Origin of the sequence: Bradyrhizobium forestalis, assembly GCF_002795245.1 — a bacterium.
Classification (GTDB): domain Bacteria; phylum Pseudomonadota; class Alphaproteobacteria; order Rhizobiales; family Xanthobacteraceae; genus Bradyrhizobium; species Bradyrhizobium forestalis.
Genome location: NZ_PGVG01000002.1, coordinates 279513 through 306484 on the forward strand (window position 1 = coordinate 279513; position 26972 = coordinate 306484).

Sequence of the window (26972 nt, forward strand, 5' to 3'; positions counted from 1 at the left end):
AAATCGACCCGGCGGCTTCGCCGGGTCTTTTTTATGCGTCCGGCACGAATGCCGTGACCTCGATCTCGACCTTGGCCCGGTCGTCGACGAGGCCACCGATATAGAGCAGCGTCGAGGGCGGGAAATTGCGTCCGAGCGTTTCCTTCCAGGCCGCGCCAATGCCAGCACCGGCCGCTTCATATTCGCTGCGGCTGGTCAGGTACCAGGTCAGGCGGACGATGTGCTCGGGGCCGGCGCCGGCTTCGCCCAGGAGCTTGATGATCCGCTTCAGCGCGGTCGCGACCTGCGCGGCCATGTCGGGCGCGTAATTGCCGGCCTCGTCGCCGCCGGTTTGGCCGGCCAGAACCACCCACCGGCCCGGCCCCTCAGCCACGACACCATGGGAGAAGCCGCGCGGTTTTTTCCACTCGGCCGGCTGCAAGATATGCATGAGCGAAGCTCTCCCGATCTCCTCGTTATCCAGAGATGCCTAGCACGACATCCTGCATCGCTGCATCCGCAGATTTGACCGTTGCAAACGCCGACGATGTCGCCGATACCGGCCGTCCCTTCCGATTTCCATCCTCCGGCATTCTGCCCCAATGAGCGCGACACCGTCCAAAACGATGGCTGCCCTGTGGATGGCCGGCTGGCTGTCGCTGATGCTGGTCATGGCGGTTGCGGGACGCGAGACCACGCGCGAGCTGAATGTTTTTCAGATCATGGAAGTGAGGTCGCTGGTCGGCTTCCTGTTGCTCTCGCCGATCATCTTCCGCGCTGGCGGCCTGAAGGTGCTCAAGACATCGCGCATGCCGCAACATGTCGGGCGCAATTTGGTGCACTATATTGCCCAGCTCGGCTGGTTTTTCGCGCTGACGCTGATCCCGATCGGCCAGGTCGTGGCGATCGAGTTCACCATGCCGATCTGGACGGCCCTCCTCGCGGCAAGCTTCCTGTCGGAGCGGATGACGTCATGGAAGATCGCCGCCATCGTGCTCGGACTCGTCGGGGTGATCGTCATCGTCCGACCCGCGACCGGGGAGATCAATCCGGGGCAGCTCATCGCTCTCGGGGCCGCCATGGGATTTGGCGTCTCGATGGCGCTGGTCAAATCGCTGACCCGCACTGAAAGCGCGCTCTCGATCCTGTTCTGGATGCTGGTGGTGCAATCGGTCGCAGGCTTCGTGCCGACGCTGTTCGTCTGGACCTGGCCATCGGCCTATGTCTGGGCCTGGGTCGGCGTGATCGCCATCTGCGGCACATTCTCACATTATTGCCTCGCCAGCGCGATGCGCTACGCCGACGCGACGATCGTCGTTCCGATGGACTTCCTACGGGTTCCACTGACCGCGACTGCCGGCTGGCTGCTGTATTCCGAGCGGCTCGACGCCTGGACCGTGCTCGGCGCGGCGCTGATCCTTTTCGGCAATCTCCTGAATTTGAAGCCAGCGTCGCCGGTTCCTGCCCCCGCGCAGTGAACCTCGCGCCGCCTCGCGCGACAAAACGAAGTGGCCGTGTGATTTGGATCACGTTGGAGGACCACTCCATCGTGCACATTCGGCCACATAGCAGCGGGTTGACGCAGCGGACTGCCGTTTTGGTGGCGCGAAGTCGGGCACTTCGTGTAGGTTCGTTGCCAATTTGTTGCTGCCTGCAATTCGATTCTGGGGATTTCAGAATGCGCTATCTCACCCTCCTCGCTTCGCTGATGTGCATGGCGCTGTCGATCAGTGCCGCCAAGGCTGACCGCCGTGTCGCCTTCGTCGTCGGCAACGGCTCCTACAAGAACGTCGCGCAATTGCCGAACCCGCCGATCGACGCCAAGGCGATGGCGGCCACGCTGCGCAATGTCGGCTTCGAGGTGATCGAAGGCTCCAATCTCAGCCGCGACCAGATGACGGAGAAGCTGCTCGATTTCGGCCGCAAGGCGCAGGGCTCCGATATCGCGCTGTTCTATTATGCCGGCCACGGCATCGCCGTCAGCGGCACCAACTATCTCCTGCCCGTCGATGCCGACATCAAGTCGGAGATGGACGTCAAGCTCGGGGCCGCGATCAACATCGACCTGACGCTCGAGCAGACCATGGGCGATGCCAAGGTCAAGCTGGTCTTCCTCGATGCCTGCCGCGACAATCCGTTCGCCGCCAAGATCAAGTCGAACTCGGCAACCCGCAGCGTCAACGTCCAGAGCGGTCTCGCCGAGATGAAGTCCGGCGAAGGCACGCTGATCGCGTTCGCGACCGGCCCCGGCCAGACTGCGCTCGACGGCCAGGAGGGCAACAACAGCCCGTTCACCCGCGCGCTGATCGACAACATCACCAAGCCCGGCGTCGAAATCCAGCAGGCGATGACGTCGGTGCGCGCCCAGGTCAATGAAGAGACCCGCAAGGGCCAGCTGCCCTGGGGCCACACCAACCTGACGGGCTCCGTCTATCTCAATCAGGCCCCGACCACCCAGGTCGCCAACGCGGCCCCGACCGCTTCCGGCGTCGTGCCGGCAGCGACCGGGAGCTCGGACGGTGTCGAGCTCGAATACTGGCGCTCTGTGAAGGAGTCCAACAAGCCGGAGGAGCTCAACGCCTATCTCTCCGCCTATCCGAATGGTCAGTTCAAGGCGCTGGCGCTGGCTCGCCTCGCGGCGATCAAGAGCGGCCCCTCGACCGCGACCCGCACGCTCAACGCCGGCGTCGATCCCGCAACCTTCACCGACGAGGCCACCCAGGTCACCGAGGACCAGATCGGCCTCGACAAGACCGGGCGCCGCGACGTGCAGCGCCGCCTCACCGGCCTCGGCTTCGACACCAAGCAGACCGGCGTGTTCAGCGACGAGACCCGCGTGGTGATCAAGCGCTGGCAGGCCGCGCGCGGCTATCCGTCGTCCGGCTACCTCAACAAGCATCAGCACAAGGCCCTGCTCTCGGAAGTCGTGGCTGCTCCGGCGACGGCCAGCGACGGCAGCCAGAAGGCCCCTCGCCGCGCCGCCAGCGCTCCTCCGAGCAGCGCGCCGGCGCCCGCTCCTCAACAACGCAGCAGCCCCGGCGATGCTGCCGGTGCGGCCTTCGTCGGCGGTGTCGTCGGCGGCATGATGGGCGGCATGTTCCGCCGCTGAGAGCGACGGCAACTTCAAAACAAAAGCCCGGCTCGCGCCGGGCTTTTTCGTTGGCACGACGGTGTTGCCGCGTGCTCCGTCATTGCGGGATTAGTGCGTGTTACTCCCTGCTTCTCGTGCCCCGGCTCTGCGCCGCAACGCTCATGCGTCGCGGCTTGTCCGGGACACGGACGGAGAGATTCTGGATTGCTTCGCGGAGCCTGTCATCGGGCCGCGCTTCGCGCGAACCCGGTAGCTCGCAATGACGAGGTTGGCTACTTCCCCGCTGCTTTCCGCAGCGCCTCGTTGATGCGGTCCTGCCAGCCGGGACCGCCCTCCTGGAAGAACTCCAGCACATCCTGGTCGATGCGGAGCGTGACCTGCTCCTTGATGCTGGGAACGGCGTTTTGTTTGGGTGGTGCTGCGGCGACCTTCGCCGTCACCTTCTTGAACGCCGCCTCGGCTTCCGTTCTGGCATCGCCAAGCGTGCGCGGTCGTCTCGGTTGATCCGCCATGTCCTAGATTCCCTCGAACAGAGCCGTTGAAAGATACCGCTCGGAGAAGGACGGTACGATCGCCAGGATCGTCCTTCCCGCAGCTTCGGGGCGCTTGCCGATTTGCAGCGCGGCCGCGATCGCCGCGCCCGAGGAGATGCCGCCCGGAATGCCCTCATGCCGCGCCAGCGCGCGCGAGGTCTCGATCGCTGTCGTCGAGTTGATCTTCACGATCTCGTCGATCACGGAGCGGTCGAGGATGTCAGGGACGAAACCGGCGCCGATGCCCTGGATCTTGTGCGGGGTATGCTGTCCCCCCGACAGCACCGGGCTCTCCTCCGGCTCAACCGCGATCACCCGTAACGACGGCTTGCGCGGCTTGAGCACCTGGCCGACGCCGGTGATCGTACCGCCGGTGCCGACGCCGGCCACGAAGAAATCGATCTTGCCGCCGGTGTCGTTCCAGATCTCCTCCGCGGTGGTGCGGCGGTGCACCTCGGGATTGGCTAGGTTCTTGAACTGCTGCGGCATCACCGAGTTCGGCGTCGTCTTCAACAGCTCCTCGGCGGCCGCTATCGCGCCCTTCATGCCCTGGGCTGCCGGCGTCAGGACCAGCTCGGCACCGAGAAAAGCCAGCATCTTGCGCCGCTCGATCGACATCGACTCCGGCATCACCAGCTTCAGCCGGTAGCCGCGCGAAGCCGCCACGAAGGCGAGCGCAATGCCGGTATTGCCGGAGGTCGGCTCGATCAGCACGGTGTCGGGCTTGACGATGCCCGCCTTCTCCATCGCGATGATCATGGCCGCTCCGATGCGGTCCTTCACGCTTGCGGCCGGATTGAAATATTCAAGTTTTGCCAAAATGGTCGCGTTCACGTCGTGCATGCCGGGCAGCCGGCGCAAGCGCACGATGGGCGTGTTGCCGAAGGCATCGACGATCGAGTCATAGATCCGGCCGCGGCCGGCTTGGTGCGCTGCACCCGTGTTGGACGATGCGTCCATGCTGAACTCCCTGTGGCGACGATTTGCGCGTTTGCCGCGGCTCCCGCGCAGTTACAGACAGCTTGTGACGGCACGCAAGCGACAATGCGGCACATGTTAAATACGCTGCATCGCAAAATCGCGTGAGCTGCAATTATCAGAAAACCAACGCATTTGTGTTGCGACCTCGTCAACTGATTCTGCTTATGTTAGACTTAGGTCTCAAAGCAGGGAGGTCACCACGATGTCAGCAGTTGCTGAAGTGTTGCCGACCGTCGCGACCAACCGCGATCCGCGTTGCAGCGAGTTGCCTACCTGTCCCGTCTGCGCCGACTCCATGGTCGCCGCCGAAGCTTCTGCCTATGTCTCGGACCATATGATCAGCTATCTCTGGACCTGCGACAATTGCGGCTACGGCTTCGTAACCAAGCACGCCGTGAAGCGGCGCTTCCTGTGCAACTGATCTAGCGCGGGGCGATGTCGCCCCTCGCCCAGTCCTCGCGCGTGCGCTGGTAGAACTCGTCGAACCTTCCCTGTGCGATCGCGTCCCTGATGCCCTGCATCAGGAACTGGTAGTAAGCGACATTGATTTCGGACAGCAGCATCGCCCCCAGCGTCTCGCCCGCCTTGACGAGATGGTGCAGATAGGCGCGCGCGTAGTTGCGCGCCGCGGGCCATGAGCTCTCCTCATCGAGCGGACGCGGATCGTCGGCGTGGCGCGCATTGCGCAAATTCACCTGACCGAAGCGCGTGAACGCGACGCCGTGCCGGCCATTGCGGGTCGGCATCACGCAATCGAACATGTCGACGCCGCGCTTCACCGCTTCGAGGATGTCGTCCGGCGTGCCGACGCCCATCAGATAGCGCGGCCGCTCTCTCGGCAGCAGCGGTGCGGTCTCATCGATCATCGCCAGCATCACCGCCTGCGGCTCGCCGACGGCAAGGCCGCCGATCGCATAGCCGTGGAAGCCGATCGCGACCAGGCCTCTGGCACTAGCATGACGAAGCTGCGGCACGTCGCCGCCCTGCACGATGCCGAACAGCATGTAGCCGTCCGGGGCGCTCGCAAAGGCGCGCTTGCTTCTCTCGGCCCAGCGCAGCGACAATTGCATCGCGCGCTCGATGTCGGCGCGCTCGGCGGGCAGCCGCACGCATTCGTCCATCTGCATGGCGATGTCGGAGCCGAGCAAACGCTGCACCTCGATCGAGCGCTCCGGCGACAACTCGACCTTGGCACCGTCGATATGCGAGCGGAAGGTCACGGCGTTCTCGCTGACCTTGCGCAGATCCGACAGCGACATCACCTGGAAGCCGCCGGAATCCGTCAGCATCGGCCCGTTCCAGCCGGTGAACCGCTGCAGGCCGCCGAGGGCCGCGATCCGCTCGGCGCTCGGACGCAGCATCAGGTGGTAGGTGTTGCCGAGCACGATGTCGGCGCCGGCATCGCGCACATCGCGCCAGTGCATACCCTTCATGGCACCGGCGGTGCCGACCGGCATGAAGGCCGGCGTCCGCACCACGCCGTGCGGCGTGGTCAGCCGCCCGGTGCGCGCGGCGCCATCGGTGGCGAGCAATTCAAAGTGATTGGGTACGTCATTGTCGGGATTCATGGCGGTGCTTATTGCGTGTCGGAGCAGGCCGATCAACCCGCCAGAACCCGCCAGGCCGCGGTCTGGCCGGTTTGTGCTTCAGACTGGGACACCAACCAGCGTGAGGATGGTGACTATCCCCCTTGCCAAACAAAACGATACAGTGTAGTTTTTTCTTTGGGGGCTGGACGAGATGCCGCGGCGAATTTGCCGGCGGCGGTAGATGCGTGATCGCCAGCCACCGACAATGCCGTATCCTTCGTGTTCGACCGACGCATCCGTCTCCTCGCGTGACCGGATCAGGCAGACAGGCGTCGGCCTGATCGAATTGCTGGTCCTGATGTGCAGCCTGGCGCTCGGCGCCTGCACCTCCCTGCCCCGCACGCCCTACACGGCCACGGAGGCCAGCACATCGCGCGTGCTGGATATCGACGGCCTCCGGCGCTACGCTGACGAACCCGTCACGAAATTCAGCTTCGAGAAGGACACCAGCACCGCGACGAAAACCTATCTGGCGCTCTCCGGCGGCGGCGCCGATGGCGCCTATGGCGTCGGCGTGCTCAACGGCTGGACCGCGGCCAGAACCCGTCCGACCTTCTCGGTCGTCTCGGGCGTCAGCACCGGCGGCCTGATCGCGCCCTTTGCGTTTCTCGGCTCGCAATACGACGACACGCTGAAGGAGGTCTACACCAGCGGCATCGCGGAGAGCCTCCTGAACGATCCCAGCATCATGCGCGTGCTGTTCGGATCAGGCCTGTTCGGCAACACAAGGCTGCGCGAGCTCGTCGCACGCTATGTCGGTCCGGAGATCATGGTGCAGGTCGCGCGCGAGCACGCGAAAGGCCGCAAGCTCTTGGTGGTGACGACCGATCTCGACACCCAGCGGACCGCGATCTGGGACATGGGCAAGATCGCTGCGGTCGGAACGCCCGAGGCCCTGAAGCTGTTTCGCGACGTGATGGCGGCCTCCGCCAGCATTCCCCTGGTGTTTCCGCCGATCATGATCGACGCCGAAGGCCAGGGCCGCAAGTTTCAGGAGATGCATGTCGACGGCGGCGTGACGGCCCCGGTGCTGACCTTGCCGGAAGCCCTGTTGTTCCAGAGCGGCCGCCTGCCCGGCAACGCGAAGATGGACATCTACATCCTCGTCAACAAGAAGATCGAACGCAACTTCGAGCTCGTCTCCAACGGCACCATCGACGTTGCCTCACGGAGCCTGTCGGCGATCACCCAATCGCAGACGCGCTCGATCATCTTCTCGACTTACGATTTCGCCAAGCGCAACCGACTGGGCTTCCATCTCTCCTACATCGCGCGCGATTACCCCGCCCCGCCCTCGGAAGGGTTCGATACCACCTATATGCGGGCGCTGTATCAGTACGGCTACGAGAAGGCTGCATCCGGCCAGGCCTGGACCTCGACGCTTCCGTAAGCGGGCGTGAAGGGAACGAGGCCGTATCGAGACCGTTGACGATACGGCCAATTCGGCCAGATTCGCGATGACGCCCCGGTGGCTGCGCGTTATAGAGCAAAGACGACGTCAGAAACGCGCAGGAATCATTGGGCATGGGATTGACTGCGACCAGGACAAGACCGGCAGCGCCACGGCGCGAGGTGCCGAAATCGCGCGGCGGCCGGCCGACGAAGTCAGCCGCGATCGAGCGCGATCAGCGGCTGATCGAGGTCGCCACCCGCCTGTTCCTGGATCGTGGTTTCGACGCCACCTCGCTCGACGCGGTCGCGGAAGCGGCGCGGGTCAGCAAGCCCACGGTCTATTCCCGCTACGGCGACAAGCGCGGGCTGTTTGCGGCCGTGCTGAGGCGCGAGATCGCGCGCTGGCTTGCGCCGCTCTCGGCGGCGGCGGAGACGCAGCTCTCCAGCGCCTCGAACATCTCGGTCGAGCAGCGGCTGGTCGAGATCGGACGCGAGATGCTGACGTTCACCTGCGGTCCCGACGCCGTCGCCTTCAGCCGCATGATGACGTCGCAGGCCATCAACTTCCCCGACGTCGCCAAGCTCGGCAAGGAGGAAGGCTGGCTCAAGGCCGTCGCCACCACCGCACGCTTCTTCGACCACCTGGTGGCACAAGGCGCGCTCGATGTCGAAGACACCACCATTGCAGCCGAGGTGTTCCTCGACGTCGTCGTCGGTCACACCCACCGCATGGCGACGTTCGGAACGGCGCTGGAGCTGAAGGCCGCAGAAAAGCGCATGCGTGCGGCGATCAAGTTGTTCCTGGCCGGCGCGCTGGGGCCAGCCGACCGCGTCCAGGACGCCCCCAAAGTCACGCCGCGGCGCCGCTCCTCCCGCTGACAATTCCGTGAGCGCGCGGACTTTCCCCAGAGCGGACGGCGTGGCCGCATTGACCAAAATAAAACGATACGGTATGGTTTAGTTATAAGTCGGTACGGGCCGCTTTTTCACCAGCCCCAAAGAGGTCCGGACCGCTTCGATCGTCACGGCGGGTCCAGCCCGCCGCGGCGCTCCGCGGCCGGCCGATGCCCAAGGCCGGCCGCGAATTCTTTACGATCATCCGGCACACTCGCTGGCCGAGGGTTTCGAGCATGACGACAGCCAAACGATGGACCTCGCAACTGCTTGCGTTCGCCTTGCCCGCGCTGCTCATCGCCGCGCCGGCACAGGCAATCGTGACCACGGGCACACCGACCGCGCTTCACAGCGACACAGATGGTGATGCTGAGGCGGATCGCCAGGCGGTCAGCCGCGAGATCGAACGATTCCGCTCATCGTCGATCACGATCAGCCAGGCCATGGCGATTGCGGAGGCCCGCCATGCCGGCGCCAGGACGGCGGATGTGAGCTTCGACGGCGGCTCGGGCGTGCCGGTCTACCGGGTCAAGACCCTGCACAACGACCGGATCTGGCGCCACACCATCAATGCCGCGACGGGGGAGCTCGTCGGCGGCGAAGCCGCCCTCCCCCTCACTGAGCTCGACCATGAGGACCGCAGCAACCTCGCAGCGCTCGGTGCGATCAGGCACCGCCTCGCCGATGCCGTACGCGTCGCCGAGCGCGCAGCCTCGGGCAAGGCCATCAGCGGCGGACTGGTCCGCGAACGCGGCCGGCTCAATTTTGCGATCGTCGTGATCAGCGGCGACGACCTCAAGGAGGTCATTCTGGAGCCGCCGGGCGCCAGGACGAAATAGCGACTGCCAAATAGCGGTGGCCCGCTGCCCGGCGCCAACCGGGGCGAAAAGCCATTGACGGCCGCAAGACTCTCCCGCATAAGTCGCCGCCATGTTCACGACCACCAAACGCACGACCAAAACCACCACGGCCCCAGGGGCCCGGGGAGGCGTGCGCGCGTAGGTCGTCGACTTAAACGCATCAGCTTGACCGAAGCCCCGCCCTCGATGGTCCGGGGCTTTTTTGTTGTCTGAATCTCAACCGCATGATCCGGAAAAGTGGAATCCGGTTTTCCGACAAGATCATGCTCAACTGAAATGGAATGGAGGACAAAGTGAGTAACGATCCCGTCGTCGCGATTGTCGGCGTCACCGGTGCGGTGGGCGCCGAATTCATCGCCACCATGGACAAGCGCGGCTTTCGCGTCGGCAAGCTGAAGGCCCTGGCCAGCGCCAGATCCGCCGGCAAGACGGTGTCGTTCCGGGGCCAGAACGTCGTGATCGAGGAATTGACCGAGCGCGCCTTCGAGGGCGTCGACATCGCCCTGTTCTCCGCCGGCGGCAGCATCTCCAGGAAGTATGCGCCGATCGCAGTCAAGGCCGGCGCCGTCGTGGTCGACAACTCCTCCGCCTTCCGCATGGACCCCAACGTGCCGCTGGTGATCCCCGAGATCAACGCGAACAGGATCCGCGACCACAAGGGCATCATCGCCAATCCGAACTGCGCCGCCATCACCGCGCTGGTGCCGCTCTGGCCGATCCACCGGAAGAACCGCATCAAGCGTGTGATCATCTCGACCTATCAGGCGGCCTCCGGCGCCGGCGCCGCCGCGATGGAGGAGCTCGTCGAATCCACCCGCGCCAATCTCAACGGGCAGGTCTATATGCCCAAGGTGATGCCGCACCCCTACGCCTTCAACCTCTTCAACCACAACACGGCCATCGACCCTGACACCGGCTACAACGACGAGGAGACCAAGGTCATCAAGGAGACCCGCAAGATCTTCGAGGACGACACCATCGCTGTCGGCGTTACCTGCGTGCGCGTGCCGGTGCTGCGCGCCCATTGCGAGGCCATCACCTTCGAATGCGAGAAGCCGATCACCGAGGACCAGGTCCGCGCCATCATGGCCCAGGCGCCCGGCGTGAAGGTGATCGACGACCGCGCCAGGAACTACTTCCCGATGCCGATCGACGCCTCGGGCCAGGACGACGTCCTGGTCGGCCGCATCCGCAAGGATCTCAGCGACGCTAGCGGCCACTCGATCTCGATGTTCGTGGCGGCCGACCAGCTGCTCAAGGGCGCGGCACTGAACGCGGTGCAGATCGCCGAGCTGTTGCCGCAGCGGGTGATGGCGTAGCACGCGGGACGAACTCTCGACCCGTTATCCTGAGGTGCGAGTTCAGCGGTGCAAAGCACCGCTGAGCGAGCCTCGAAGGATGCACGGCCGAGGTGTCGCAGCGGGGCCGTCGCCCTTCGAGGCTCGCCGAAGAGGCGAGCGCCTCAGGGTGACGGTGATAGAGTCGAGCGTGCTTCTAGCGCGTCCGAAACAGCAGGCACGCGTCGCCATACGAATAGAACCGATACCCGCTCGCGATGGCGTGCGCATAGGCCTGCTTCATCGTCTCCAGCCCCGAAAACGCCGACACCAGCATGAACAGCGTCGACTTCGGCAAATGGAAATTGGTCAGCAGGAGATCGACGGCGCGGAAGCGATAGCCGGGGGTGATGAAGATCGCCGTCTCCGCCGCGAACGGCCGGATCGTGCCGTCCTCGCCGGCTGCACTCTCGAGCAGCCGAAGCGACGTGGTGCCGACGGCGACGATACGGCCGCCGTTCTTTCGCGCCGTGTTAAGCCGCTCCGCCGTCTCGGCCGAGATCGTGCCCCACTCGGCATGCATCTTGTGGCCTTCGGTGTCGTCGACCTTGACCGGCAGGAACGTCCCTGCCCCGACATGCAGCGTGACGCGGTTGAGGCCGACATCGCGCGCGCGCAGCGCTTGCTCCAGCGCCGGCGTGAAATGCAGGCCTGCGGTGGGAGCCGCGACCGCACCTTCGTTCGCCGCGAACATGGTCTGGTAATCCGCAAAATCCTGATCGTCGGGCGTCCGCTTGGAGGCGATGTAAGGCGGCAGCGGCGGGCTGCCGAGATCGGCGATGGCCTGGTCGAGCGCCGGGCCGTAGAACGAGAACGACAACGTCACCTCGCCCTCGCTGCCCTTGGCCTCGACCTCGGCGTCGAGATGGCCGAGCAGGCAGACCCTGCCCTCGTTGCCGAAGCGGATGCGGTCGCCGGCAACGAGCTTCTTGGCCGGCTTCACCAGCGCCTGCCAGCGCGAGCCGTCGAGCCGCTTGATCAGGGTCGCCTCGATCTTCGGCTCGGTCTCGCGGCCGATGCGGCGGCCCTTGAGCTGCGCCGCGATCACCCTGGTGTCGTTGACGACGAGCTGGTCGCCGGGCTTCAGCCATTGCGGCAGGTCGGAAACGGCCTGGTCGCGCAGCGCGCCGTTTTCGACGACCAGCATCTTGGCGGAGTCGCGCGGGCTCGCCGGGCGCAAGGCGATGCGCTCGGGCGGCAGATCGAAGTCGAAGAGGTCGGTGCGCATACCCAGAACTTGTCATCGCCCGCGCAGGCGGGCGATCCAGTACTCACGATCTTTGTTGTAACCACCGCTGGTGATTACTGGATGCCCCGCCTGCGCGGGGCATGACACCGGCAAAGCCGCTTATTCCTGGTCAGCAGCCATCCGCGCCTTGACGATCTTGTCCGGATTCATCACGGGCTCGCCGCGCTTGATCTTGTCGACGTTCTCCATGCCCTCGGTGACCTTGCCCCAGACCGTGTACTGGTTGTCGAGGAAGCGGGCGTCGTCGAAGCAGATGAAGAACTGGCTGTCGCCGGAATCGGGATTGGCGGCGCGGGCCATCGAAGCGGTGCCGCGCACATGCGGCTCCTTGTTGAACTCGGCCTTCAGCTTCTTGCCGGAGCCGCCGGTGCCGGTGCCGTGCGGGCAGCCGGTCTGCGCCATGAAGCCCTCGATCACGCGGTGGAATACAATGCCGTCATAGAAGCCCTCGCGCACCAGCTCCTTGATGCGCGCGACGTGGTTCGGCGCGAGGTCGGGCCGCATCTCGATGGTGACGGGGCCCTGCGTGGTCTCGAGGATCAGGGTGTTTTCGGTGACGCTCATGCTCGTCTCTCTTGCGTTGGGGGTGAAGTCTTCCGGCTGCGGAACTGGATTGCGAATGGACGTCCCGCGGCGGCGCCGGCCATTGCCTCGGTAAATGGCACCGGCGTGCAGCGTTGCAACGCCTCCATCACCGCGATTCGGTATTGCAGCCGGTCATTGTCGGAGGCCTCCGCGGACTCATAGGTAATCCTTGGATGGCCCAGAATGTTTCCGGCCCGGTTAAAGCTCACGACGACGGTGATGTCGAGGGGGCGCGCCTTGGCCGGCGACGGCGGTCTCCAGCAGGTACGCAAGTGCCGGAAGATGTCTTGGATGGTGTTGACCTGTGCGTCCTCGGCCTTCGCGCCTGAGACACCGAGCAGCAGCACCGCGACAGCGAGCAGAAGCCTGATGCCGCAGCGCGCCATCGCGTTTTCCTACTTGATGTCGGATGCGACCTGCACCTTCACCATCTTGTCGGGATCGGTGACGGAGCCGCCGGCCGAGCCGGGGGACGCCTTCTTCAGCTTGTCGACGACGTCCATGCCCTGCACGACCTCACCGATCACGGTGTACTGGCCATCGAGGCTGCCGCCGTCGGCGAACATGATGAAGAACTGCGAGTTGGCGCTGTCGACGCTGTCGCCGCGCCGGGCCATGCCGACGATGCCACGGGCAAAATGCACCTTGGAGAATTCCTGCTTCAGGTTCGGATATTTCGATCCGCCGGTGCCGTTGCCGTTCTGGCCGTCGCCCGTCTGCGCCATGAAGCCGTCCATCACGCGGTGGAACGGCACGTTGTTGTAAAAGCCCTCGCGGGCGAGCTGCTTGATGCGCTCGGCGTGCTGCGGCGCGATATCGGTCCTGAGCTTGATGACGATGCGGCCCTTGGTGCTATCGATGACGACGGCGTTGGCCTTGTCGAGGTTTGCAGGCAATTGCTGCGCCACCGCCGGCACCGCGAACACAAGCGCGGCAAGAACTGCGAGAATTCGGATCATGACAACTCCGGTCAGGATGAGAAAGGAAGCGGGCCGTTATCCGGCGAATTTGGCCTTGAGTTGTGCCGCGACCTGCGGCGGGACAAAGGCCGAGACATCCCCGCCCATGCCGGCGATCTGGCGCACCAAAGTGGCGGTGATCGGGCGGACCATGGGAGAGGCCGGCAGGAAGACTGTATGCACCTCGGGCGCCATGGCCTCGTTCATGCCGGCGAGCTGCATCTCGTAATCGAGGTCGGTGCCGTCGCGCAGGCCCCGGATCATGATGGTCGCGCCGTGCTTGCGCGCCGCGGTCACCGACAGATCGTCAAACGTCGTCGCCTCGAGCACGCAGCCGGCCTGGGCCGCGATCGGACCGCAGACGTCATCGAGCATCTTCAGCCGCTCCTCGGTCGAGAACAGCGGCTTCTTGCCGGGGTGCACCCCGATCGCGACCACGAGCCTGTCGCACAACGAAACGCTGTGCCGGACCACGTCCAGATGGCCGTTGGTGATGGGGTCGAAGGAACCTGGGTAGAAGGCAATGCGCGGCATGGCCCCGTCCTACCGCGCCCGGCCCGGGCCGGCAAGCCGGGCAGGTTCCTTGCCCGTTTCCGGACCCTTCGCCCGGAAAATGCCTCACCGGACGTCGGCAACGGCCGTTTTGTTTCGTCCTTGGGGCAGCCACGAAACAAAACGGAGCGCGAACGAAACCATTTCCAGCATCCGCGAAGACGTCCGGAAACTGGCCATGGTTACTAATCCGGCCAACGAATGACGGGCCGCACACTGGGCGTTGAGCGGCCGCATCACAGGGGACTGTCAATGATCAAGACCATTTCAGCGATCGCACTCGCTGCGTGTGTTGCCGCAGCCCTCACCCTCCTGCCCGGCTTTGCCCCGACCGTCGAAGCCAGCGTGCCGCAGCCGCTGGCCAAGAGCGACCGGCTCGACATCCGCAGCATCGGAAAGGACTGCTCAGAGCAGGCCTGGCCGAATTTCGAGGTGTCCTGCCTGCGCCGCGCCGGCAGCAAGGCCAGTGTGCGCGAGGCTCGCCTCGTGACCGCTGACCGCACGCCATAGTCGGGGTCTGACGAATTCGTGTCAGCAAAGCGGTTCGCAGCCCGGATCGAGTGCAGCGCAATTCGGGCTACGGGGCTGACGCTACTCCCCGTTCGCCCCATTCCCGTTCTCCGCCTCTTCGGTGATGTGCTCGACCGAGACGACATGCTCGTCCTCGGCCGTATCGAACACGATCACGCCTTGCGTCGAGCGGCCGGCGATGCGGATGCCTTCGACCGGGCAGCGGATCAGCTGGCCCTTGTCGGTGACCAGCATGATCTGGTCGGCCTCCTCCACGGGGAAGGATGCCACGAGGTTGCCGTTGCGGTTGTTGACGCTCATCGCGACGATGCCTTTGCCGCCGCGGCCAGTGGTGCGGTACTCGTAGGACGAGGTCCGCTTGCCGTAGCCGTTGACGGAGACCGTCAGCACGACCTGCTCCTGCGCCGACATCTCGACATACCGCTCCTGCGGCAGCTGGAAGCTGCCTGAGGCCTCCTCGGCCTCGGCGTCCGCCGGCGCCTCTTCCGTGGCGGCCTCGCCCGCAACCGCGCGGCGCATCTTCAAGTAAGCCGAACGCTCGTCCGAGGTGGTCTCGACATGGCGCAGGATCGCCAGCGAAATCACCTTGTCGCCTTCGGCAAGCGCAATGCCGCGCACACCCATCGAGGTGCGTCCGGTGAACACGCGCACGTCGGTGACAGGGAAGCGGATGCACTGGCCGCCGGCAGCGGTCAGCAGCACGTCGTCGCGCTCGGTGCAGATCTGCACGTCGACGATCGCCTCGTTGTCGTCGAGCTTCATCGCGATGATGCCGGAGCGGCGGACGTCGACGAAGTCGGACAGCTTGTTGCGGCGGACGTTGCCGCCCGTGGTGGCGAACATCACGTCGAGATTGCCCCAGGTCGATTCGTCCTCCGGCAGCGGCATGATGGTGGTGATGCGCTCGCCCTGCTCCAGCGGCAGGATGTTGATCATGGCCTTGCCGCGTGCGTTCGGCGCGGCCATCGGCAGCCGCCAGACCTTCTCCTTGTAGACCTGGCCGCGCGAGGAGAAGAACAGCACCGGCGTGTGCGTGGAGGCCACGAACAGGCGGCTGACGAAATCCTCGTCGCGGGTCTGCATTCCGGAACGGCCCTTGCCGCCGCGGCGCTGCGCCCTGTAGGCCGACAGCGGCACGCGCTTGACATAGCCGGCGTGAGAGACGGTGACGACCATGTCCTCGCGCTGGATCAGGTCCTCGTCCTCGACCTCGCCCTCCTGCTCCATGATCACGGTGCGGCGCGGAGTGGCGAACTCGGCCTTCACCTCGGCGAGCTCGGTCTTGATGATGTCGAGAATCCGGGCACGCGAGTGCAGGATCTCGAGATACTCGCCGATCTCGCCAGCGAGCTTGGAGAGCTCATCGCCGATCTCGTCGCGGCCAAGCGCGGTGAGGCGCGCCAGTCGCAATTCGAGGATGGCCTTCGCCTGATCCAGTGACAGCCGAATGGTCCCGTCCTCGTTGATACGATGGCGGGGATCGTCGATCAGCGTGATGATGTCCTCGACATCCCGTGCGGGCCAGTCGCGCGTCATCAGGGTGTCGCGCGCAGCCGCCGGTGTCGGCGAGGTCCGGATTACCTTGATGATCTCGTCGATATTGGCGACCGCAATCGCGAGGCCAACCTGCTCATGCGCGCGCTCGCGCGCCTTGCGCAGCTTGTATTTGGTGCGGCGGGTGACGACCTGCTCGCGGAAGCCGACGAAGATCGTCAGCATGTCCTTCAGGTTCATCGTCTGCGGACGGCCGCTGTCGAGCGCGACGGCGTTGACGCCGAACGAGGTCTGCAGCGGTGTGAACTTGTAAAGCTGGTTCAGCACGACATCAGGCACCGCGTCGCGCTTGAGCTCGATCACGACCCGGTAGCCGTCCCGGTCGGACTCGTCGCGCAGATCGGAGATGCCCTCGATCTTCTTCTCCTTGTAGAGCTCGGCGATGCGCTCGACCATCGTCGCCTTGTTCACCTGATACGGAAGCTCGGTGATGACGATCGCCTCACGCTCCTTCCGGATCGTCTCGAACGTGACCTTGCCCCGCATCACGATGGAGCCGCGGCCGAGATGGTACGCGCTGCGGATGCCCTGGCGTCCGAGAATGATGCCGCCGGTCGGGAAATCCGGGCCCGGAATGATGCTGATGAGCTCGTCGATCGTCAGCGACGGATTGTCGACCAGCGCCAGGCAAGCGTCGATGACTTCGCCGAGATTGTGCGGCGGGATGTTGGTGGCCATTCCGACCGCGATGCCACCGGCGCCGTTGACCAGCAGGTTCGGGAACCGCGCCGGCAGAACCACCGGCTCTTTGGTCGAGCCGTCGTAGTTGTCCTGGAAGTCGACCGTCTCATTGTCGATGTCGTCGAGCAGCTTGAGCGCGATCTTGGTCAGGCGGGACTCGGTGTAACGCATCGCCGCTGGCGGATCGCCGTCGACCGAGCCGAAATTGCCCTGCCCGTCCACCAGCAGTTCGCGCATCGAGAACGGCTGCGCCATGCGCACCAGCGCGTCATAGATCGCCTGGTCGCCGTGCGGATGGTATTGGCCCATGACGTCGCCGACGATACCGGCCGACTTCTTGTGCTTCTTGTCGGGCGTGTAGCCTTCCTCGTTCATCGAGAACAGGATGCGGCGATGCACCGGCTTCAACCCGTCGCGCGCATCGGGCAGCGCACGCGACACGATCACGCTCATGGCGTAATCGAGATAGGACTTCTTCATCTCCTCGTAGATCGAGACGGGGCGAATATCCGAGGGTTGCGCCGGCTGGTCGCCGGGCTTGTTGTCGTCGTCAGCCAAGGGGAAATCCGGTGAGGTTTTATCTGGGAATCATATAGCGCATCCGGGGTCGGATAACCACCCTTGCAGCCCCCTCGGAAAGCGCTTTTTCCGCTTATTTTTCCAATAACTTAAGGCTCTGGAGCAGCGCCCTGGACGGCCCCGGAATCGGCCCTCCGGAACCGCCGGCAACGCCGGCCTGATCACGCGGGAGGCGGCCCTGTCAGCCGGCTTCGCGTGGCGCAGCACGGACCTCACCCTAAACGTGAAGCGGGCCCGGAAAATCCGAGCCCGCCCCGCCAATTAGTAAGGTTTGCTGACCCGACACGGGAAGCGCCACCGAAGCCCTGCCGGCGCGCCCTCCGGTCCCGCCCGCTCAGAACGGGATATCATCGTCCATGTCGCCGTTGCGGCCGCCGCCCGCGGCGACCGGACGGCGCGGTGCGCTGCTGACCGGACCGGAGGAGCCGAAATCGCTGCCCGGCTCGTCGCCGAAGCTGCCGCCTCCCCCGCCGCCGCGGCCGTCAAGCATCGTCAGCGTCGAGTTGAAGCCCTGGAGCACGACCTCGGTCGAGTACTTTTCGACGCCGCTCTGGTCGGTATATTTGCGGGTCTGAAGCGCGCCCTCGATGTAAACCTTCGCGCCCTTCTTCAGGTACTGCTCGGCGATCTTGCAGAGCCCTTCACTGAAGATCACGACGCGATGCCACTCGGTCTTTTCCTTGCGCTCGCCGGTGTTCTTGTCGCGCCAGGTCTCCGAGGTGGCGATGCTCAAATTCGCGATCGGCCGCCCGTCCTGGGTGCGGCGGATTTCAGGATCCTTGCCGAGATTTCCAACCAGAATGACCTTGTTGACGCTTCCCGCCATCGCCGCTCTCCACTCCGAATGCCACTGAATTTCAAAAGGGCGAACCCGCTGCCCGCGTTCCTCTGCGCCCTGTCGAGGCGACCCTATACGCTTGCAGGCACCAATCAGCCCGCCACCCCCAAGGTTATCCCCACATATAGCATCGCCCTCGGCTCTGTTCCAGATTTGTTCTTCGCGGCAACGCGCCAAAACATTCGGCCATGCGCCGGTGGAAAAAGCAGTCCTCCGATGGAACCTTTTCGGGTTCCCGCGAACGATGAAAACCGCTTAACATTCATCAAGTTGGAACCACTTCTGTCGGTCGCCGAGTGTGGCATTTCGGAGACGGACTCTGCCCTTTCCTTAGGCTACGGTTGCCTTGGAATTAGTTCATATGGGCGTCGCGCCTGATCAGCCGCTTCGGGGACTTCGAGACGGACGAAACTGGGGAGACTGCAATGAATAAGATTCTGTTTAGTGCAATCAGTGCAATGGCGTTGGGGCTGTCGGTTCCTGCAAGTGCGGCGGATCTCGCGGCGCGTCCCTATACCAAGGCTCCGGCGCCGATGGTCGCCGCCATCTACGACTGGAGCGGCTTCTACATCGGCATCAACGGCGGCGGCGGCACGAGCCACAAGTGCTGGGACTTCGATGCTGGCGGCGGCGTGCTGGTCGGTGAAGGCTGCCATAACGCGACAGGCGGCACGGTCGGCGGCCAGGTCGGCTATCGCTGGCAGTCGGCGAACTGGGTGTTCGGCTTAGAGGGCCAGGGCAACTGGGCCGACTTTTCCGGCGACAACATCAGCCCGCTGACCGGCCTGCGCGATCGCTCCAAGATCAACGCTTTCGGTTTGCTCACCGGTCAGGTCGGATACGCATGGAATAACGTGCTGCTCTACGTGAAGGGCGGCGGCGCCGTGGTCGGCGATCGCTATCGGAGTTACGACGTCGTCACCGGTCTCGAATTCGATCGGGCCAACGAGACCCGTTGGGGTGCCACGGTCGGTGCAGGCATCGAATTCGGGTTCGCGCCGAACTGGTCGGTCGGCTTCGAGTACGATCACATCTTCCTCGGCAACCGCACGATCAACTTCACCGGATCCGGCAATTTCGGCCCTGCCCCGCTCGGTGTTGTCACGCGTTCCGAGCGCATCAGCCAGGACGTCGATATCGGCCTCATCCGCGTGAACTATCGCTGGGGTGGTCCGGTGATCGCGAGATACTGATATCTCGCTGATATCATTTGGAAATCAAAGGCCGGCTTCGCGCCGGCCTTTCTTGTTCGGGCGCAAATTCGTCTGAGAACTATAAGTCAGTAACCATCACCTTTTGGAGTTGTTGTGGCTTTTCGGAGACACAACTTGCGGCTTTGGTGGTGTAAATGCAGCGTCAGTTGGGCCGTTGAGTCCGCTGCCCTTCCGTCACGGAAGGCAACAACAGAAACTGGGACTGGGATTAAGTTGAAGATGAAAAAGGTTTTGTTGGCTTCGGCCTGTTTGTTCGCTCTCGCTGCTCCGGCTTCGGCCGCTGACCTCGCGGCCCGCCCGTACACCAAGGCTCCGGTCGCTCCGGTCGCTGCTGTCTACAACTGGACCGGCTTCTATCTCGGTATCGTCGGCGGCGGCGCTTGGGAAAACGGTTCGGGTGACCCGAAGATGAAGGGTGGCTTCGTCGGTGGCACCGCCGGCTACAACTGGCAGACCGGCAACGTCGTGTTCGGCATCGAGGCCGATGGCGCCTGGGCCGACGTCAGCGCGACAGCCGCGGGTGTCGTTTTCGTCCCCGGCGTCGGTGGCATCCCCGCCTCGCTGACCTCCAAGACCGACGCGATGGGCACCGTGCGCGGCCGCATCGGCTGGGCCGTCAACAACGTGCTGTTCTACGGCACCGGTGGTTACGCCTGGATCGACAACAAGCTCACCGCCACCTTGGGCGCCGCCTCGGTCTCCGACAGCAAGTGGCACTCGGGCTGGACCGTTGGTGCGGGCATCGAGGCGTTCTTCGCTCCGCAGTGGTCGGTCAAGGGCGAGTACCTCTATCGCAGCCTCGGCGGCGAGACCTACTTCTCGGGCGCCATTCCCACCGGCACGCTCAACCTCCACACCGTGCAGGTCGGCGTGAACTATCACTTCGGCGGCCCGATCGTCGCCAAGTACTGATCCTACCAGTACTGATCGCTACCGACGTCACATCGTCACGAAAGGCCGGCTTCGCGCCGGCCTTTTTGTTTGGGCGGCACGTTCCAGAGCAGTTCCGCGCGGCCGCTGCTGCCAGGTGCCGCCAGCGCGCCAACATTCCGTTGACGATTCGCAACTCCCTCTGGAAATCCGTCTCCGTTCTTCCTACGTTCGCTGCCATACCCAGTGGCGCCGATCCCGGTTCCGGGCGACGCGCGCCTTTTTTGTTGGCGCGATCGCGCACCTTTGGGCTTCCTTGAGGGCAACTCGGATGGATGAAGTGATCAGGGCGAAGCGCCAACAACAGAACGCGGGCTCGAGCCTGCGCGCAATTACGATCCGCGGCGCGCGCGAGCACAACCTCAAGAACATCGACGTCGAGATTCCCCGCGACAAGCTGGTGGTGTTCACCGGCCTCTCCGGCTCCGGCAAATCATCGCTTGCCTTCGACACCATCTATGCCGAGGGCCAGCGCCGCTACGTCGAATCGCTGTCGGCCTATGCCCGCCAGTTCCTGGAGATGATGCAGAAGCCTGACGTCGACCAGATCGATGGCCTCTCGCCGGCGATCTCGATCGAGCAGAAGACGACGTCGAAGAACCCGCGTTCCACCGTCGGCACCGTCACCGAGATCTACGACTACATGCGCCTCTTGTGGGCACGCGTCGGCGTTCCCTATTCGCCGGCCACGGGCCTGCCGATCGAGAGCCAGACCGTCTCGCAGATGGTCGACCGCGTGCTGGCGCTGCCCGAAGGCACCCGCCTCTATCTGCTGGCGCCGGTCGTGCGCGGCCGCAAGGGCGAGTACAAGAAGGAGCTCGCCGAATGGCTGAAGAAGGGCTTTCAGCGCGTCAAGATCGACGGCACCTTCTATGAGCTGGCGGAAGCACCGACCCTGGACAAGAAATTCCCGCACGACATCGACGTCGTCGTCGACCGCATCGTGGTGCGCGCCGACATCGGCCAGCGCCTCGCCGAGAGCTTTGAGACCGCGCTGAAGCTCGCCGAGGGCCTTGCCGTCGTCGAGTTCGCCGACGCTCCGGCGGCCGCGCCCGTCGAGGAAAAGAAGAAGACCGCCAAGATCCACGACAAGAGCGGGCCCGAGCGCATCCTGTTCTCGGAAAAGTTCGCCTGCCCGGTCTCCGGCTTCACCATCCCCGAGATCGAGCCGCGCCTGTTCTCGTTCAACAATCCCTATGGCGCCTGCCCGGCCTGCGGCGGCCTCGGCGTCGAGCAGCATGTCGACGAGGATCTCGTCATCCCCGAGAAGGATCTGACGCTGCGCAAAGGCGCGATCGCGCCTTGGGCCAAATCGTCGTCGCCCTATTACGTGCAGACGCTGACCGCGCTCGGCAAGCACTACAAGTTCACGCTCGACACCAAATGGAAGGATCTGCCGAAGAAGACGAGAGACGCGATTCTCTACGGCTCCGGTGACGATGAAATCAAGTTCTCCTACGAGGACGGCGTGCGCTCCTACGACACCAAGAAGCCGTTCGAGGGCGTCATCACCAACATCAACCGCCGCTATCGCGAGACCGAGAGCGAGTGGGCCCGCGAGGAGCTGGCGAAGTATTTCCACGACGTGCCCTGCGAGGCGTGCAGCGGCTTTCGGCTCAAGCCCGAGGCGCTCTGCGTCAAGGTCGGCGGCAAGCATATCGGCGAGATCTCGGAGCTGTCGGTCAAGAAGGCCGGCGCGTGGTTCGAGACCGTGCCCGATGCGCTGAACAAACAGCAGAACGAGATCGCCGGCCGCATCCTGAAAGAGATCCGCGAGCGCCTCACCTTCCTGCTCGACGTCGGCCTCAACTATCTCACGCTGTCCCGCTCCTCCGGCACGCTGTCCGGCGGCGAGAGCCAGCGCATCCGCCTGGCTTCGCAGATCGGCTCGGGCCTGACGGGCGTGCTTTACGTGCTGGACGAGCCCTCGATCGGCCTGCACCAGCGCGACAATGCCCGCCTGCTCGACACGCTGAAGCGGCTGCGCGACCTCGGCAACACCGTGGTCGTGGTCGAGCATGACGAGGACGCCATTCGCCTTGCGGATTACGTGCTCGACATCGGCCCCGGGGCCGGCATGCATGGCGGCAACATCGTCGCCGAAGGCACGCCCGCCGAGATCATGCGCAACCCGAAATCGCTGACCGGCAAGTACCTGACCGGCGAGCTCGAGGTCGAGGTGCCGGAGCGGCGCCCGCCGAACCATCGCCGCACCATCAAGGTGGTCAATGCCCGGGGCAATAATCTCAAGAACGTCACCGCGGAAATTCCGCTCGGCCTGTTCACCTGCGTCACCGGCGTCTCCGGCGGCGGCAAGTCGACGCTTCTGATCGACACGCTCTACCGCGCCATCGCCCGCAAGCTGAACAACGCCAGCGAGGGCGCCGCGCCGCACGACCGTATCGAGGGCCTCGAGCACATCGACAAGATCATCGACATCGACCAGTCGCCGATCGGCCGCACCCCGCGCTCGAATCCTGCGACCTACACCGGCGCCTTCACGCCGATCCGCGAATGGTTCGCCGGCCTGCCCGAAGCCAAGGCGCGCGGCTACGAGCCGGGCCGCTTCTCCTTCAACGTCAAGGGCGGCCGCTGCGAGGCTTGCCAGGGCGACGGCGTCATCAAGATCGAGATGCACTTTTTGCCCGACGTCTACGTCACCTGCGACGTCTGCAAGGGCAAGCGCTACAACCGCGAGACGCTGGAGGTCCTGTTCAAGGGCAAGAGCATCGCCGACGTGCTCGACATGACCGTCGAGGAAGCCGCCGAGTTCTTCAAGGCGGTGCCGCGCGTGCGCGAGACGTTCCAGACCCTGCACCGCGTCGGCCTCGACTACATCCATGTCGGCCAGCAGGCGACGACGCTGTCCGGCGGTGAGGCGCAGCGCGTCAAGCTCGCAAAAGAGCTGTCAAAGCGCGCCACCGGCCGCACACTCTACATCCTGGACGAGCCCACCACCGGCCTGCACTTCCACGACGTCAAGAAGCTGCTGGAGGTGCTGCACGAGCTGGTCGCGCAGGGCAACACGGTCGTCGTGATCGAGCACAATCTCGAAGTCATCAAGACCGCCGACTGGGTCATCGACCTCGGCCCCGAAGGCGGCGACGGCGGCGGCGAGATCGTCGCCTGGGGCCCGCCGGAGGATATTGCGAAGGCGCCAAGGAGCTACACGGGAAAGTTTTTGGAGCCGGTGCTGAAGAAGGCACGGAAGCCGAAGCGGCGGAGCACGAGCGAGGCGGCGGAGTAACTCCGCTGCCTTCAGCAGCCGGAATCAAGGCGAGGTGGAGGGATCTCCATGCCAAGCCGGACCTATACGCTATTTCGGAGCGCCATCCTCGCCGAACAACAGGTGACTTGCGTCTACGAGGGCCGCTACCGCGAGCTCTGCCCGCACATTATCGGCACCAGCAAGAGCGGCGAGGAAGCTGTGCTGGCCTGGCAATTTGCCGGCGAGAGCAGCGGTCCGCTGCCGCAATGGCGGTGCCTGAAGCTGGCCAATGTCAGCGGTGCCCGGGCGCGGGATGGCCGCTGGCATGAGGGCCGCTCGCATCGGACAACTCAGTCCTGCGTCAGCGACATCGATCTCGACATCAATGTTCACGTCCGTGGGTTGCGGTCCCGCTAGCTGCCGACGAATTCAATCACCGCCTCGCCCCGCGCGACGGCTTCGGCAATTTGCGGCATGGCGCTCAGAAACCGGCGAATCAGCGCGCGATTGTCGATGTTGCCCACGCGCACCCATAGCACGATCGGTCCCTGACTCTTCGCAACGCGGAGAAGCGAAAAGTCGCGATCCTTGGTGACGAGAACGGCCGATCGAGAAATGGCTTCGTTCCAAATCACCCCGTCGATCGCGTTTGCCATCCCGAACTCGGCCACATGAGCCGCGTCGTATCCAGCGCGACGCATGGCTTCGGCGAGTGCCGGAGGAAGCTGAGCATCGATCAAGTATGGCAAGCTATTTGGCCGCTATGATCGGGTGGTCGACTTGACGGGCGGCATAAGCAAGCACCGCGTCGATGTCGGCCTCTTCCAAATATGGATAATCTTCGAGAATGCTCTCGCGCGACTGTCCCGCGGACAACAATCCCAGAATGTCGGCAACCGTGATGCGCAGATCGCGAATACAGGGGCGTCCGTGCATACGCTGCGGATCGACCGTAATCCTTGCCAGTAACTCCGACATCTGTCACCTCTGGACCTTAATATAGCATCTCCGATCGCATCTGTCAGCGCGTCGCCGGCTGGACCCGATGCGCAGGTCCACCCGGCACCTCTCCCACATGCCCTACTCCCTCGTCATCTTCGACCTCGACGGCACCCTCGCCGACAGCTTTCCGTGGTTCCTGCGCATCATCAACGATGTTGCCGACCACTTTGGCTTTCGCCGCGTGCGGGACGAGGAGATCGAAGAGCTGCGGCATGCGTCCAGCCGCGAGATCCTCGCGCGGCTCGAGGTGCCCTTGTGGAAGCTGCCGGCGATCGCACGGCATGCGCGGCGGCTGAAGGCGGAGGCAGCAGCTGACATTGCGCTGTTTGCGGGTGTCGAGGCGATGCTGCGGACGCTGGCTGACAACGGCGTGCAGCTCGCGCTGGTGACATCCGACAGCGAGGCCAATGCGCGCGAGAAGCTTGGGCCGGCTGCGTCGTTGTTCGCGCATTTCGACTGCTCTGCGTCACTGTTCGGCAAGCCCGCGAAATTCCGCCGGGTCATCCGGCGCGCGGGCGTCGAGCCAGGCAAGGTCATCGCGATCGGCGACGAGGTCCGCGACATCGAGGCGGCGCGGGGCGTCGGCATTGCCTGCGGTGCGGTGTGCTGGGGCTATGCGGCGCCGGCCGCCCTGCGGGCGCTGGGGCCGGACCACGTGTTCGAGCGGATGGAGGAGATTACGTCGACGCTATGCCCCGGTGCCGTAGCCCGGATGAGCGGAGCGATATCCGGGAACGCCGATAGATGAGGATGGCGCTGTCCCGCATATCGCTCCGCTCATGCGGGCTACGAAGGCGTCGTCCCCCTACTCCGTCTTGCGTAAGAACGCCCCGAACGCCCTTGGGCCATCACCGGTCTTGATCTCGCCGATCACCTTCAGCTCGGCCGCGTCGATGATGTTTAGCGTGTTGCTCTCCCAGCAGGCGACGATGACGCGCTTGCCGTCCGCTGTCGCGGCGATACCTTCGGGATAGTCGCCGACGTTGATGCGCTTGATGGGCTTCAGGCTCGCAATATCGAACACGCTGACGGTGCCGCCATATTGGTCGGTGACGAAGCCCCGTCCTTGCGTCAGCGCCACCGCATAGGGCCGCATTCCGACCGGCACGCGGCCGATCGCGCGCCCCTCAGCGATGTCGATCACGGAGACATCGTCGGAGCCGACATTGGCGGTGTAGGCGCGCCTGCCGCCGGCATCGATGGTGACGCCGAACGGACGCGTGCCGACCTTGATGGTCGCCTTGCGCTGCCGCGTCGCGGTGTCCACCACCGAGATGCTGTCGTCGTCGCGGTCGGCCGAGAGCAGCAGCTTGCCGTCGGGCGTCACTGCCAGCCCGGACGGCGAGGCGCCGACGGCGATGCTAGCGACAACGCTGCGCGAGGCCGTATCGATCACCCGTACCGCGGCGGCATACCAGTCGGCGACGTAGACCGTCTTGCCATCGGGCGCGACCGCAATGCCGAGCGGCCCGCCGCCGACCTCGACGCGGCCGGCGACCTGCCGCGTGGCCGCATCCACCACCGTCACGGCCTTGGCGTCGGGGCTCGTCACATAGGCAAAGCGTCCGTCCGCGCTGACGGCGACACCCGCCGGCTTGCCGCCGATCGGGATGGTCGCAACGCCGCGCGCAGTCGCGAGGTCCACGACCATCAGATCATCGCTGAGCTGGTTGGTGACGAACGCCTCTTCGGCGGACGCGTGCGACGGACCGGCAAAGCAAAGGCTGGCGGCGAGCGCCGCCAAGACCAGCGCCGCCAGGACCAGTGCTCGCACGATCAGCTACCGCTCTCGATCTTCTTCTTCAGCGCTTCGAGCCCGGCCTTGTACAGCCCGCTCACCGCGGTCTTGGCAGCCTCGTCGCTCAGCTCCGGCGGCGGATCGTTGTTGGGAAAACCGCGGTAGAACGCGCCGGCCCATTCCAGCTTCGCCTTGCCATCCGGCGCGGGCGATACCGTCAAGGTCGAGGAGTAATTGGTCACCGGCAACACCTTCACGTCGACCTTGGTGATCCGGTACGAATAGCTCTGCATGTCGGGCTCGTATTTGTAGAGCTCCTCCTCGACGGTCGCACCGCCCGTCAGGATCAGCGTCCGCGTCGCGCCGATCTCGTTGCCCTTCTGGCCCTCGGTCTTGGTGACGATCGGGAGCCAGCTCATGTCCTGGAAATTGGAGATCGCGGCCCACACCTTGGCCGGTGGCGCACTGATCTCGATGGATTCCCGCACCTTCTGCCGGGTCGGCCCGTGGGCCCACACCGGCTCGAAAGCGACCGTCAGAGCCATCCCCGCCACCGCCAGCGCCGCCACCCCGGCGATCGCCGTTCCGCTTCTCATCCTCATACCGTTTCCTCACTCTTGATTCCGCGCGACTTGAGGCGCGCTGGGACCATCGTAGCGCATTTTTGGACCGTGGGGCGACCGGTTCGTGGCGCGG

At 64.7% G+C, this 26972-nt stretch carries 28 protein-coding genes; 13 read left to right on the forward strand and 15 right to left on the reverse strand.

The window, feature by feature from the left end:
• Nucleotides 1-31: 31 nt before the first annotated feature.
• Nucleotides 32-430: a RidA family protein gene (locus CVM73_RS03660; RefSeq protein WP_100230633.1), complete on the reverse strand. Its 399-nt coding sequence runs from the start codon at nucleotides 428-430 to the stop codon at nucleotides 32-34.
• Nucleotides 431-581: 151 nt separating this feature from the next.
• Between CVM73_RS03660 and CVM73_RS03665 the strand changes: the two genes are divergently transcribed.
• Together CVM73_RS03665 and CVM73_RS03670 are read left to right on the forward strand one after the other, a co-directional pair.
• Nucleotides 582-1457 (forward strand): DMT family transporter, encoded by an 876-nt coding sequence (locus CVM73_RS03665; protein WP_100230634.1) that lies wholly within the window; start codon nucleotides 582-584, stop codon nucleotides 1455-1457.
• 200 nt (nucleotides 1458-1657) lie between these two features.
• Nucleotides 1658-3088, forward strand: a complete 1431-nt coding sequence (locus CVM73_RS03670) for a caspase family protein (RefSeq protein WP_100230635.1) — start codon at nucleotides 1658-1660, stop codon at nucleotides 3086-3088.
• 254 nt (nucleotides 3089-3342) lie between these two features.
• Here CVM73_RS03670 and CVM73_RS03675 read toward each other — a convergent pair whose 3' ends face one another.
• Together CVM73_RS03675 and cysK are read right to left on the reverse strand one after the other, a co-directional pair.
• Nucleotides 3343-3582, reverse strand: coding sequence for a BrnA antitoxin family protein (locus tag CVM73_RS03675; RefSeq protein WP_100230636.1), 240 nt, complete (start codon nucleotides 3580-3582; stop codon nucleotides 3343-3345).
• A 3-nt stretch (nucleotides 3583-3585) separates the two neighbouring features.
• Complete coding sequence (gene cysK, locus CVM73_RS03680; protein ID WP_100230637.1) at nucleotides 3586-4563, reverse strand: cysteine synthase A; 978 nt, start codon at nucleotides 4561-4563, stop codon at nucleotides 3586-3588.
• A 223-nt stretch (nucleotides 4564-4786) separates the two neighbouring features.
• Between cysK and CVM73_RS03685 the strand changes: the two genes are divergently transcribed.
• The gene (locus CVM73_RS03685) at nucleotides 4787-5005 is read left to right on the forward strand and encodes a hypothetical protein (RefSeq protein ID WP_100230638.1); all 219 of its coding nucleotides are present in this window, start codon (nucleotides 4787-4789) and stop codon (nucleotides 5003-5005) included.
• A gap of 1 nt (nucleotide 5006) precedes the next feature.
• On the opposite strand, the gene tgt is transcribed toward CVM73_RS03685, so the two are convergent.
• Complete coding sequence (gene tgt, locus CVM73_RS03690) at nucleotides 5007-6152, reverse strand: tRNA guanosine(34) transglycosylase Tgt (protein ID WP_100230639.1); 1146 nt, start codon at nucleotides 6150-6152, stop codon at nucleotides 5007-5009.
• A gap of 202 nt (nucleotides 6153-6354) precedes the next feature.
• Between tgt and CVM73_RS03695 the strand changes: the two genes are divergently transcribed.
• The 4 genes from CVM73_RS03695 to CVM73_RS03710 all read left to right on the forward strand — a co-directional run bounded on the left by CVM73_RS03695 (nucleotide 6355) and on the right by CVM73_RS03710 (nucleotide 10638).
• Nucleotides 6355-7563: a patatin-like phospholipase family protein gene (locus CVM73_RS03695; protein WP_100230640.1), complete on the forward strand. Its 1209-nt coding sequence runs from the start codon at nucleotides 6355-6357 to the stop codon at nucleotides 7561-7563.
• A 134-nt stretch (nucleotides 7564-7697) separates the two neighbouring features.
• Entirely contained in the window at nucleotides 7698-8444 is a 747-nt protein-coding gene (locus CVM73_RS03700) for a TetR/AcrR family transcriptional regulator (protein ID WP_100230641.1), read from the forward strand.
• Between the two features lie 251 nt (nucleotides 8445-8695).
• Entirely contained in the window at nucleotides 8696-9298 is a 603-nt protein-coding gene (locus CVM73_RS03705) for a PepSY domain-containing protein (protein WP_167406601.1), read from the forward strand.
• Nucleotides 9299-9600: 302 nt separating this feature from the next.
• Nucleotides 9601-10638: an aspartate-semialdehyde dehydrogenase gene (locus CVM73_RS03710; protein ID WP_100230643.1), complete on the forward strand. Its 1038-nt coding sequence runs from the start codon at nucleotides 9601-9603 to the stop codon at nucleotides 10636-10638.
• 175 nt (nucleotides 10639-10813) lie between these two features.
• Here the strand turns inward: CVM73_RS03710 and queA are convergent, their stop codons facing one another.
• The 5 genes from queA to coaD all read right to left on the reverse strand — a co-directional run bounded on the left by queA (nucleotide 10814) and on the right by coaD (nucleotide 13983).
• On the reverse strand, nucleotides 10814-11884 hold the full coding sequence (gene queA / locus CVM73_RS03715; protein WP_100230644.1) for a tRNA preQ1(34) S-adenosylmethionine ribosyltransferase-isomerase QueA: 1071 nt from the start codon (nucleotides 11882-11884) through the stop codon (nucleotides 10814-10816).
• A gap of 120 nt (nucleotides 11885-12004) precedes the next feature.
• Nucleotides 12005-12469: a peptidylprolyl isomerase gene (locus CVM73_RS03720; protein ID WP_100230645.1), complete on the reverse strand. Its 465-nt coding sequence runs from the start codon at nucleotides 12467-12469 to the stop codon at nucleotides 12005-12007.
• Nucleotides 12466-12876, reverse strand: coding sequence for a hypothetical protein (locus tag CVM73_RS03725; protein ID WP_100230646.1), 411 nt, complete (start codon nucleotides 12874-12876; stop codon nucleotides 12466-12468). The genes CVM73_RS03720 and CVM73_RS03725 overlap by 4 nt, the downstream gene beginning before the upstream one ends.
• Before the next feature lie 9 nt (nucleotides 12877-12885).
• Nucleotides 12886-13449, reverse strand: a complete 564-nt coding sequence (locus CVM73_RS03730) for a peptidylprolyl isomerase (RefSeq protein WP_100230647.1) — start codon at nucleotides 13447-13449, stop codon at nucleotides 12886-12888.
• A gap of 36 nt (nucleotides 13450-13485) precedes the next feature.
• Complete coding sequence (coaD, locus tag CVM73_RS03735; RefSeq protein WP_100230648.1) at nucleotides 13486-13983, reverse strand: pantetheine-phosphate adenylyltransferase; 498 nt, start codon at nucleotides 13981-13983, stop codon at nucleotides 13486-13488.
• A gap of 270 nt (nucleotides 13984-14253) precedes the next feature.
• On the opposite strand from coaD, the gene CVM73_RS03740 reads away from it, so the two are divergent.
• Nucleotides 14254-14511 (forward strand): hypothetical protein, encoded by a 258-nt coding sequence (locus CVM73_RS03740; protein WP_100230649.1) that lies wholly within the window; start codon nucleotides 14254-14256, stop codon nucleotides 14509-14511.
• A gap of 81 nt (nucleotides 14512-14592) precedes the next feature.
• Here the strand turns inward: CVM73_RS03740 and gyrA are convergent, their stop codons facing one another.
• Together gyrA and CVM73_RS03750 are read right to left on the reverse strand one after the other, a co-directional pair.
• Entirely contained in the window at nucleotides 14593-17325 is a 2733-nt protein-coding gene (gene gyrA / locus CVM73_RS03745; protein ID WP_100230650.1) for a DNA gyrase subunit A, read from the reverse strand.
• Between the two features lie 355 nt (nucleotides 17326-17680).
• Nucleotides 17681-18172 (reverse strand): single-stranded DNA-binding protein, encoded by a 492-nt coding sequence (locus tag CVM73_RS03750; protein ID WP_100230651.1) that lies wholly within the window; start codon nucleotides 18170-18172, stop codon nucleotides 17681-17683.
• Nucleotides 18173-18609: 437 nt separating this feature from the next.
• Here CVM73_RS03750 and CVM73_RS03755 point away from each other — a divergent pair, with 437 nt between their 5' ends.
• The 4 genes from CVM73_RS03755 (at nucleotide 18610) to CVM73_RS03770 (ending at nucleotide 23953) form a co-directional block, all read left to right on the forward strand.
• Complete coding sequence (locus tag CVM73_RS03755) at nucleotides 18610-19377, forward strand: outer membrane protein (protein ID WP_100230652.1); 768 nt, start codon at nucleotides 18610-18612, stop codon at nucleotides 19375-19377.
• Nucleotides 19378-19617: 240 nt separating this feature from the next.
• Nucleotides 19618-20310, forward strand: a complete 693-nt coding sequence (locus CVM73_RS03760) for an outer membrane protein (RefSeq protein WP_100230653.1) — start codon at nucleotides 19618-19620, stop codon at nucleotides 20308-20310.
• Between the two features lie 289 nt (nucleotides 20311-20599).
• The gene (uvrA, locus tag CVM73_RS03765; RefSeq protein WP_100230654.1) at nucleotides 20600-23575 is read left to right on the forward strand and encodes an excinuclease ABC subunit UvrA; all 2976 of its coding nucleotides are present in this window, start codon (nucleotides 20600-20602) and stop codon (nucleotides 23573-23575) included.
• A 48-nt stretch (nucleotides 23576-23623) separates the two neighbouring features.
• A complete protein-coding gene (locus CVM73_RS03770) occupies nucleotides 23624-23953 on the forward strand; it encodes a hypothetical protein (RefSeq protein WP_100230655.1) in 330 nt (109 codons plus the stop codon).
• On the opposite strand, the gene CVM73_RS03775 is transcribed toward CVM73_RS03770, so the two are convergent.
• Nucleotides 23950-24276: a DUF5615 family PIN-like protein gene (locus tag CVM73_RS03775; protein ID WP_100230656.1), complete on the reverse strand. Its 327-nt coding sequence runs from the start codon at nucleotides 24274-24276 to the stop codon at nucleotides 23950-23952. The two genes, CVM73_RS03770 and CVM73_RS03775, sit on opposite strands and share 4 nt — an antisense overlap.
• A gap of 10 nt (nucleotides 24277-24286) precedes the next feature.
• Nucleotides 24287-24514, reverse strand: coding sequence for a DUF433 domain-containing protein (locus tag CVM73_RS03780; protein ID WP_100230657.1), 228 nt, complete (start codon nucleotides 24512-24514; stop codon nucleotides 24287-24289).
• Nucleotides 24515-24611: 97 nt separating this feature from the next.
• On the opposite strand from CVM73_RS03780, the gene CVM73_RS03785 reads away from it, so the two are divergent.
• On the forward strand, nucleotides 24612-25286 hold the full coding sequence (locus CVM73_RS03785) for an HAD family hydrolase (protein WP_167406625.1): 675 nt from the start codon (nucleotides 24612-24614) through the stop codon (nucleotides 25284-25286).
• A gap of 57 nt (nucleotides 25287-25343) precedes the next feature.
• Here CVM73_RS03785 and CVM73_RS03790 read toward each other — a convergent pair whose 3' ends face one another.
• Nucleotides 25344-26297 (reverse strand): YVTN family beta-propeller repeat protein, encoded by a 954-nt coding sequence (locus tag CVM73_RS03790; protein WP_100230805.1) that lies wholly within the window; start codon nucleotides 26295-26297, stop codon nucleotides 25344-25346.
• Between the two features lie 17 nt (nucleotides 26298-26314).
• Nucleotides 26315-26878, reverse strand: coding sequence for an SRPBCC family protein (locus CVM73_RS03795; protein WP_100230659.1), 564 nt, complete (start codon nucleotides 26876-26878; stop codon nucleotides 26315-26317).
• Nucleotides 26879-26972: the final 94 nt, after the last annotated feature.